Consider the following 7,907-nt stretch of genomic DNA (forward strand, 5'->3'; position numbering starts at 1 on the left):
GTGTGACGAGTGCAGTGTTGGAGGTAGAGTGGCTAGTTTTTTTTTTTTTCAAGCAGAAGAACGCATAAGAGTTGTTTATTGGTGACCTGAGGTCAGGCGTGTGCTCCTCCGATCCGGGCGCGCTCGGGCCGATGGTCGGCGTGCAGCCGGGCGACGTGTTCACCGCGCGAATCGAAGGGCTCGGCAGCGTGAGCGCGTATTTCTCCACCCAACCGGAGCGTGAATGATGAAAGACCTCGACAAGCTCGCCGTGGCCATCATCGGCTCCGGCAACATCGGCACCGACCTGATGATCAAGGTGCTGCGCCATGCGAAGCATCTGGAAGTGGCCGCGATGGTCGGCATCGACCCGGCCTCCGACGGGCTCGCGCGCGCCGCGCGGCTCGGCGTGGCGACCACCGCCGGCGGGATCGACGGCCTCGTCGCGATGCCCGAATTCGCGAACGTGCGGATCGCGTTCGACGCGACGTCGGCCGGCGCGCATGCGCGCCATGCGGAGGTGCTCGGCCGTCACGGCGTGCAGGTGATCGACCTGACGCCGGCCGCGATCGGTCCGTTCGTCGTGCCGGTGGTCAACCTGTTCGAGCATCTCGACGCGCCGAACCTGAACATGGTGACCTGCGGCGGCCAGGCGACGATCCCGGTCGTGCACGCGGTGTCGCGCGTCGCGCCGGTGCATTACGCGGAAATCGTCGCGTCGATTTCGAGCCGCTCGGCCGGCCCCGGCACGCGCGCGAACATCGACGAATTCACCGAAACGACGTCGAAGGCGATCGAGACGGTCGGCGGCGCCGCGCGCGGCAAGGCGATCATCGTGCTGAACCCGGCCGAGCCGCCGCTGATGATGCGCGACACCGTGTACTGCCTGACCGACGAAGACGCCGACACCACCGCGATCGAGCATTCGATCCGCACGATGGTCGACGCGGTCGCGAGCTACGTGCCCGGCTACCGGCTCAAGCAGGCCGTCCAGTTCGACCGCTACACGGCCGCGCAGCCGCTCGCGTTCGACGCGGGCGAGCGCCGCGCGGGGCTGAAGGTCAGCGTGTTCCTCGAAGTCGAAGGCGCCGCGCATTACCTGCCGTCGTATGCGGGGAACCTGGACATCATGACGTCGGCCGCGCTCGCGGCCGCGGAACAGATCGCGGCCAGCCGCGTCGCAGCGTGACGGGAGATCGGCGATGACCGACCAGATGAAAAAGATCTATCTATCGGACGTGACGCTGCGCGACGGCATGCATGCGATCCGCCATCAGTATTCGCTCGACCACGCGGTCGCGATTGCGCGTGCGCTCGACGACGCGGGCGTCGACAGCATCGAGGTCGCGCACGGCGACGGGCTGTCGGGGTCGAGCTTCAACTACGGCTTCGGCGCGCATACCGACCTGCAGTGGATCGAGGCGGTAGCCGGCACGGTGAAGCGTGCGCAGGTCGCGACGCTGCTGCTGCCGGGCATCGGCACCGTGCACGACCTGCGCGCCGCGTACGACGCCGGCGCGCGCATCGTGCGGATCGCGACGCACTGCACGGAAGCCGACATCTCGAAGCAGCACATCGCGTATGCACGCGAACTCGGGATGGACACCGTCGGCTTCCTGATGATGTCGCACATGACGTCGCCGGACGCGCTCGCGCAACAGGCGAAGCTGATGGAAAGCTACGGCGCGCAGTGCGTGTATGTGGTCGATTCGGGCGGCGCGCTCGGCATGCGCGACGTGGCCGCGCGCTTCGATGCGCTGAAGGCCGTGCTCGACCCGGCCACGCAGACCGGCATGCACGCGCACCACAACCTGTCGCTCGGCGTCGCGAACTCGATCGTCGCACTTGAACACGGTTGCGACCGCATCGATGCGTCGCTGACGGGGATGGGCGCAGGCGCCGGCAACGCGCCGCTCGAAGTGTTCGTCGCGGCGGTCGACCGCCTCGGGCTGCATCACGGCTGCGACGTGAAGCAGCTGATCGACGCGGCGGAAGACATCGTGCGCCCGTTGCAGGAGCGCCCGGTGCGGGTGGACCGCGAAACGCTCGCGCTCGGCTATGCGGGCGTGTATTCGAGCTTCCTGCGCCACACCGAAGCGGCCGCCGCGAAATACGGGCTGTCGGCGTTCGACATCATGGTCGAGCTCGGCCGGCGGCGGATGGTCGGCGGGCAGGAGGACATGATCGTCGACGTCGCGCTCGACATGCTGAAGGCACGGGAGGCCGCATGACGGATCTCGACAGGCTGGCTGCCCGCGTCGACGACGCCGCGCGTCACGCGGAAGCGATCGCGCAACTGACGACCGGCGCCACGTTCTCGCTCGACGAGGCTTACGTGATCCAGCGCGCGTCGATCGAGCGCCGCATCGATCGCGGCGAGACGATGGTCGGCGTGAAGCTCGGCTTCACGAGCCGCGCGAAGATGGTCCAGATGGGCGTCGACAGCCTGATCTGGGGCTGGCTCACCGACACGATGCTGGAAGAGGACGGCGGGCACGTCGGGCTCGGACGCTTCATCCATCCGCGCGTGGAGCCGGAAGTGTGCTTTCTCACGCGCCGCGACATCGACCGGCCGCTGACGCTGCTCGAAGCATCCGGCTACCTGGAGGCCGTCGCGCCGGCGATGGAGATCATCGATTCGCGCTACCGCGATTTCCGCTTCACGCTGGAGGACGTGGTGGCCGACAACTGCTCGTCGGCCGGCCTGACGATCGGCCCGTGGAGCACGCGTTTCGACGGGCTGCGCAACGCGGGCGTCGTGATGCGGATCAACGGCCGCGTGGTCCAGACCGGCTCGACCGCCGCGATCCTCGGCGATCCGCTGCGCTCGGTCGTGCAGGCGTCGCGGCTGATCGCGGCGAGCGGGCTCGTGCTGCCGGCCGGCTCGCTGATCATGGCCGGCGCGGCGACGGCCGCCGATGCGTTACCTGCCGGCGCGCACGTGCACTGCACGGTGCACGGGCTCGGCAGCACCGAATTCACCACCACTCGACCATCATGAGCCAAGACCATTCGATCCAGGGCCGCGTCGTGCCCGGCAAGGCCACGCCGCGCGGCCGCTTCCCGCACATCACGCGTGCAGGCGATTTCCTGTTCGTGTCGGGCACCAGTTCGCGGCGGCCCGACAACACGATCGCGGGCGCGTCGGCCGACGCGCTCGGCACCGTGCAGCTCGACATCCGCGAGCAGACGCGCACGGTGATCGAGAACATCCGCGACATCCTGCGCAGCGAAGGCGCCGATCTGTCGTCGCTCGTCGAGATTTCGTCGTTCCTCGTGAACATGAACGATTTCGCCGGCTACAACGCGGTGTACGGCGAGTATTTCGACGAAACCGGCCCGACGCGCACGACGGTCGCGGTGCATCAGCTGCCGCATCCGCATCTGCTGATCGAGATGAAGGCGATCGCGTACGCACCGAAAAAATGACATGCGCGGCGAGGGGGCGTTTCACGTCGCCCGCCCGGAGGAGACGACCATGCTGAAGTACGGCACCCCGTTCAATTTCTCGCGCTGGATCGACGAGCACGCGCATCTGCTGAAGCCGCCGGTGGGCAACCAGCAGGTGTGGCAGGACAGCGATTTCATCGTGACCGTCGTCGGCGGCCCGAATCATCGCACCGACTATCACGACGATCCGTTCGAGGAATTCTTTTACCAGTTGCGCGGCAACGCGTACCTGCACCTGTGGATCGACGGCAAGCGCGAACGCGTGGACCTGAAGGAAGGCGACATGTTCCTGCTGCCGCCGCACGTGCGGCATTCTCCGCAGCGCCCGGAAGCCGGCAGCGCGTGCCTCGTGATCGAGCGGCAGCGGCCGGCGGGCATCGTTGACGGGTTCGAGTGGTACTGCGACGCGTGCGGGCATCTCGTCCATCGCGTCGAGGTGCAGCTCAAGAGCATCGTCACCGACCTGCCGCCGCTGTTCGATGCGTTCTACGCGTCGGACACGCTGCGCCGCTGCGCGCACTGCGGCCACGTGCATTCCGGCAACGCGGCCTGAGCCCGCCGCGCCTTCAACCCGACAGAACGACGATGACACTTCGAATCGACATGCATTCGCACTTCTTCCCGCCGATCTCGCGGGAAGAGGCCGCGCGCCTCGACGCGCAGCGCGCGCCGTGGCTGCGCATCGACGCGGACGGCCAGAACGGGATGATCATGACGGGCGACCGCGCGTTTCGCCCGGTCTACCGCGCACTGTGGGACCCGGCCGCGCGCCTGGAAGAGATGGACGCGCTCGGCATCGACATCCAGCTGATGTGCGCGACGCCCGTGATGTTCGGCTACGACAGCGCGCCGCACGATGCGCACGACTGGGCGATGCGGATGAACGACCGCGCGCTCGAACTGTGCGCGCATGCGCCCGACCGGATGCTCGCGCTTGCGCAGGTGCCGCTGCAGGACGTCGAGCTCGCGTGCCGCGAAGCGACGCGCGCGCATCGCGCCGGCCATCGCGGCGTGCAGATCGGCAACCACCTCGGCCCGCTCGACCTCGACGACGAACACCTCGTCACGTTCCTCGCGCATTGCGCGAACGACGGCATTCCGGTGCTCGTGCATCCGTGGGACATGATGACCGACGGCCGGATGAAGAAGTGGATGCTGCCGTGGCTCGTTGCGATGCCGGCCGAGACGCAGCTCAGCATGGTGTCGCTGATCCTGTCCGGCGCGTTCGAGCGGATTCCGCGCACGCTGAAGCTGTGCTTCGCGCACGGCGGCGGCAGCTTCGCGTTCCTGCTCGGCCGCGTGCAGAACGCGTGGGAGCAGCGCGACATCGTGCGCGAGGACTGCCCGCATCCGCCCGTCAGCTATCTCGACCGCTTCCACGTGGACAGCGCGGTATTCGATCGCGGCGCGCTGCGCCTGCTGGTCGACACGATGGGCGAGGACCGCGTGATGCTCGGCTCCGACTATCCGTTCCCGCTCGGCGAGCAACGGATCGGCTCGCTCGTCGAGCAGCATCCCGATCTCTCCGAACCTGCGAAAGCCAAGATCCTCGGCGGCAACGCGCTGCGCTTCTTCGACCTGCCGCCGGCCGCGGCGTCGCGCGCGGCCTGACGCCCCTTACGACGACCATCATTCAAGAAGGAAACCTGATTTCATGACCACACGCGAACACTGCGCCGCGCTCGATGCGGCCGACCCGCTCGCCCACTGCCGCGCGCGCTTCGACCTGCCCGCCGACACGATCTATCTCGATGGCAACTCGCTCGGCGCGATGCCGGCGAACGTGCCGGCGCGCATGCAGCGCGCGCTCCAGCACGAATGGGCGCACGGGCTGATCCGCTCGTGGAACGACGCCGACTGGTATCCGGCGCCGCAGCGCACCGGCGACAAGATCGCAAAGCTGATCGGCGCGGGCGACGGCGAGGTGATCGTCGCCGATTCCACGTCGGTGAACCTCTTCAAGGTGCTGGTGGCGGCCACGCGGATGCGGCCGGGGCGCCGCGTGATCCTCGCGGAGCGCACCAACTTCCCGACCGACGTCTACATTGCGGCGAGCGTTGCCGAAATGACCGGCTGCGAGCTGCGCTGCGTCGATCCGGACGACATCGTCGCGGCGATCGACGACAGCGTCGCGGTCGTATCGCTGACGCACGTGAACTACAAGAGCGGCAAGCGCTACGACATGGCGGCCGTCACGCGCCTGGCGCACGAGGCCGGCGCGCTGAGCGTGTGGGACCTGTGCCACTCGGCCGGCGCGATGCCGATCGGGCTGAACGCGTGCGACGCGGACTTCGCGGTCGGCTGCGGCTACAAGTACCTGAACGGCGGGCCCGGCGCACCGGCCTACGTGTTCGTCGCGTCGCGGCATCTCGCGAGCGTGCGGCAGCCGCTGACGGGCTGGCACGGCCACGCGAAGCCGTTCGACTTCACGCACGACTACGCGCCGCACCCCGCGATCGACCGGATGCTGACGGGCACCGCGCCGCAGCTCGGCGTGATCGCGCTCGAAGCCGCGCTCGACGCATTCGACGGCGTCGATCTCGACGTGCTGCGCGACAAGAGCGTCGCGCTCGGCGACCTGTTCATCGCGCTCGTCGACCAGGAACTCGCGGGCCTCGGCTTCACGCTCGCGTCGCCGCGCGACGCCGCGCAGCGCGGCAGCCAGGTGTCGCTCGCGCACGAGCAGGGCTATGCGATCGTGCAGGCGCTGATCGCGCGCAACATGATCGGCGACTTCCGCGCACCCGACATCCTGCGCTTCGGCTTCGCGCCGCTGTACGTGCGCTACGTCGACGTGTGGGACACGATCGCCGCGCTGAAGGACGTGGTGACGAGCGGCGCATGGAACACCGACGCATTCCTCGCGCGCAAGTCGGTGACCTGACGGCCCGCGCAATCCGGCACGCAGTACGACGCAACACGACGCAACACGACGCAACAGAACGAGATCGGACGACGTCCCGCGCCACGCGGGGCGCGTTCGACGAAGGAGACACGGCATGAACCAGCGGCAGGGATTCGACGCGATCGTCGAACGTGAGAAGGGGTTGCATCGCGGGCTGTCCACCGCGCAGTTGTCGATGATCGCGATCGGCGGCGCGATCGGGACGGGACTGTTCCTCGGCAGCGGCTTCGCGATCGGCTTCGCGGGGCCGAGCGTGCTCGTCAGCTATGCGATCGGCGCGCTGATCGCGCTGCTGCTGATGGGCTGCCTCGCCGAGATGACGGTCGCGCACCCGACGTCGGGCTCGTTCGGCGCGTATGCCGAGCATTACCTGAGCCCGTTGGCCGGCTTCCTCGTGCGCTACGCGTACTGGGCGTCGATCGTGTTCGCGGTCGGCACCGAGGTGACGGCGATCGCCGTGTACATGAAGTACTGGTTTCCGGCCGTGCCCGGCTGGTACTGGATCGTCGGCTTCTCGGCCGCGCTGATCGGCATCAACCTGGTCAGCGTGAAGGTGTTCGGCGCGGTCGAGTACGTGTTCTCGATGCTGAAGATCGCCGCGATCGTCGCGTTCATCGCGCTCGGCGCGGTGGTCGTGTTCGGTGCGCCGGCCGGCTCCGGCATCGGCTTCGCGAACTACACGGCGCACGGCGGCTTCTTTCCGAAGGGCGTATGGGGGATGTGGGTCGCGGTGATCGTGTCGATCTTCAGCTACCTGAGCATCGAGATGATCGCGGTCGCGGCCGGCGAGGCGCGCGACCCGCACCAGGCGATCACGCGTGCGTTCCGCGCGACGATGGCGCGCCTCGTGTTCTTCTACCTGCTGACGCTCGCGCTGATGCTGGCGATCGTCCCGTGGACGGCGGCCGGCTCGGACGAAAGCCCGTTCGTGAAGGTGATGGCCGCGACGCACGTGCCGGGCGCGGCCGGCGTGATCAACTTCGTGATCCTGGTGGCCGCGCTGTCGGCGATGAACAGCCAGCTCTACATCACGACGCGGATGATGTTCAGCCTGTCGCGCGCCGGCTACGCGCCGAAGGCGCTCGGCCGGCTGACGGGCCACGGCGTGCCGGCGGCCGCGCTCGGCCTGTCCGCGATCGGGATCGCGCTCGCGACCGTGCTGAACGTGCTGTACCCGGACACGTCGTTCGTGATGATGATGTCGGTGTCGATGTTCGGCGCGATGTTCACGTGGCTGATGATCTTCGTCACGCACCTGTTCTTCCGCCGCCACCACCGCGGCCAGACGCTCGCGTTCCGGATGTGGGGCTTCCCGGTCACGTCGCTGCTCGGCGCCGCGCTGATGTTCGCGGCGCTGGTGACGACGTACTTCACGCGCGAGTTCCGGATGACGCTGTTCTGCGGCGTGCCGTTCATGATCGTGCTGTCGGTCGTCTACGCGGTGTGGTATCGCGGCAAGGGCGCCGAGCCGGCGGGCGGGCGCGAGGGCGTTCACGTGCCGGGGCAGTGACGGGGCGACGCACCCGCGCTGCGGCGCTTCCCGGCGGCAACCGCACGCGGTGATGTCCGATCG

8 protein-coding genes and 1 pseudogene are annotated in these 7,907 nt (G+C 68.2%); all 9 read left to right on the forward strand.

What is annotated here, in order from left to right:
• Positions 1–116: 116 nt before the first annotated feature.
• Positions 117–227 (forward strand): annotated as a pseudogene (locus G3N99_RS42435) (2-keto-4-pentenoate hydratase); the annotation flags it as partial.
• Positions 224–1,168, forward strand: a complete 945-nt coding sequence (locus G3N99_RS30630; protein ID WP_206124241.1) for an acetaldehyde dehydrogenase (acetylating) — start codon at positions 224–226, stop codon at positions 1,166–1,168. The pseudogene G3N99_RS42435 and the gene G3N99_RS30630, both read left to right, overlap by 4 nt.
• A 13-nt stretch (positions 1,169–1,181) precedes the next feature.
• The gene (gene dmpG / locus G3N99_RS30635) at positions 1,182–2,210 is read left to right on the forward strand and encodes a 4-hydroxy-2-oxovalerate aldolase (RefSeq protein WP_174943162.1); all 1,029 of its coding nucleotides are present in this window, start codon (positions 1,182–1,184) and stop codon (positions 2,208–2,210) included.
• The gene (locus tag G3N99_RS30640; RefSeq protein ID WP_206124243.1) at positions 2,207–2,980 is read left to right on the forward strand and encodes a fumarylacetoacetate hydrolase family protein; all 774 of its coding nucleotides are present in this window, start codon (positions 2,207–2,209) and stop codon (positions 2,978–2,980) included. Before dmpG ends, G3N99_RS30640 begins: the two co-directional genes overlap by 4 nt.
• Entirely contained in the window at positions 2,977–3,408 is a 432-nt protein-coding gene (locus G3N99_RS30645; RefSeq protein ID WP_011350328.1) for a RidA family protein, read from the forward strand. Before G3N99_RS30640 ends, G3N99_RS30645 begins: the two co-directional genes overlap by 4 nt.
• Before the next feature lie 49 nt (positions 3,409–3,457).
• Positions 3,458–3,982 (forward strand): 3-hydroxyanthranilate 3,4-dioxygenase, encoded by a 525-nt coding sequence (locus tag G3N99_RS30650; RefSeq protein ID WP_174939078.1) that lies wholly within the window; start codon positions 3,458–3,460, stop codon positions 3,980–3,982.
• A gap of 32 nt (positions 3,983–4,014) precedes the next feature.
• Positions 4,015–5,040, forward strand: coding sequence for an amidohydrolase family protein (locus G3N99_RS30655; protein WP_174982478.1), 1,026 nt, complete (start codon positions 4,015–4,017; stop codon positions 5,038–5,040).
• Positions 5,041–5,083: 43 nt separating this feature from the next.
• Positions 5,084–6,313 carry a kynureninase gene (gene kynU / locus G3N99_RS30660; RefSeq protein WP_174939082.1) on the forward strand — a complete coding sequence of 410 codons (1,230 nt, stop codon included), beginning with the start codon at positions 5,084–5,086 and terminating at the stop codon, positions 6,311–6,313.
• 115 nt (positions 6,314–6,428) lie between these two features.
• Positions 6,429–7,844: an amino acid permease gene (locus G3N99_RS30665; RefSeq protein ID WP_206124245.1), complete on the forward strand. Its 1,416-nt coding sequence runs from the start codon at positions 6,429–6,431 to the stop codon at positions 7,842–7,844.
• Positions 7,845–7,907 lie beyond the last annotated feature (63 nt).

Source organism: Burkholderia sp. Ac-20392, from assembly GCF_017104585.1.
GTDB classification, from domain to species: domain Bacteria; phylum Pseudomonadota; class Gammaproteobacteria; order Burkholderiales; family Burkholderiaceae; genus Burkholderia; species Burkholderia lata.

Excerpts from the sequence above, each read along its gene's own strand:
- G3N99_RS30630 (WP_206124241.1), top strand. The coding sequence starts at position 224 with ATGATGAAAGACCTCGACAAGCTCGCCGTGGCCATCATCGGCTCCGGC.
- kynU (WP_174939082.1), top strand. The coding sequence starts at position 5,084 with ATGACCACACGCGAACACTGCGCCGCGCTCGATGCGGCCGACCCGCTC.
- G3N99_RS30665 (WP_206124245.1), top strand. The coding sequence starts at position 6,429 with ATGAACCAGCGGCAGGGATTCGACGCGATCGTCGAACGTGAGAAGGGG.
- G3N99_RS30645 (WP_011350328.1), top strand. The coding sequence starts at position 2,977 with ATGAGCCAAGACCATTCGATCCAGGGCCGCGTCGTGCCCGGCAAGGCC.
- G3N99_RS30650 (WP_174939078.1), top strand. The coding sequence starts at position 3,458 with ATGCTGAAGTACGGCACCCCGTTCAATTTCTCGCGCTGGATCGACGAG.
- G3N99_RS30640 (WP_206124243.1), top strand. The coding sequence starts at position 2,207 with ATGACGGATCTCGACAGGCTGGCTGCCCGCGTCGACGACGCCGCGCGT.
- dmpG (WP_174943162.1), top strand. The coding sequence starts at position 1,182 with ATGACCGACCAGATGAAAAAGATCTATCTATCGGACGTGACGCTGCGC.
- G3N99_RS30655 (WP_174982478.1), top strand. The coding sequence starts at position 4,015 with ATGACACTTCGAATCGACATGCATTCGCACTTCTTCCCGCCGATCTCG.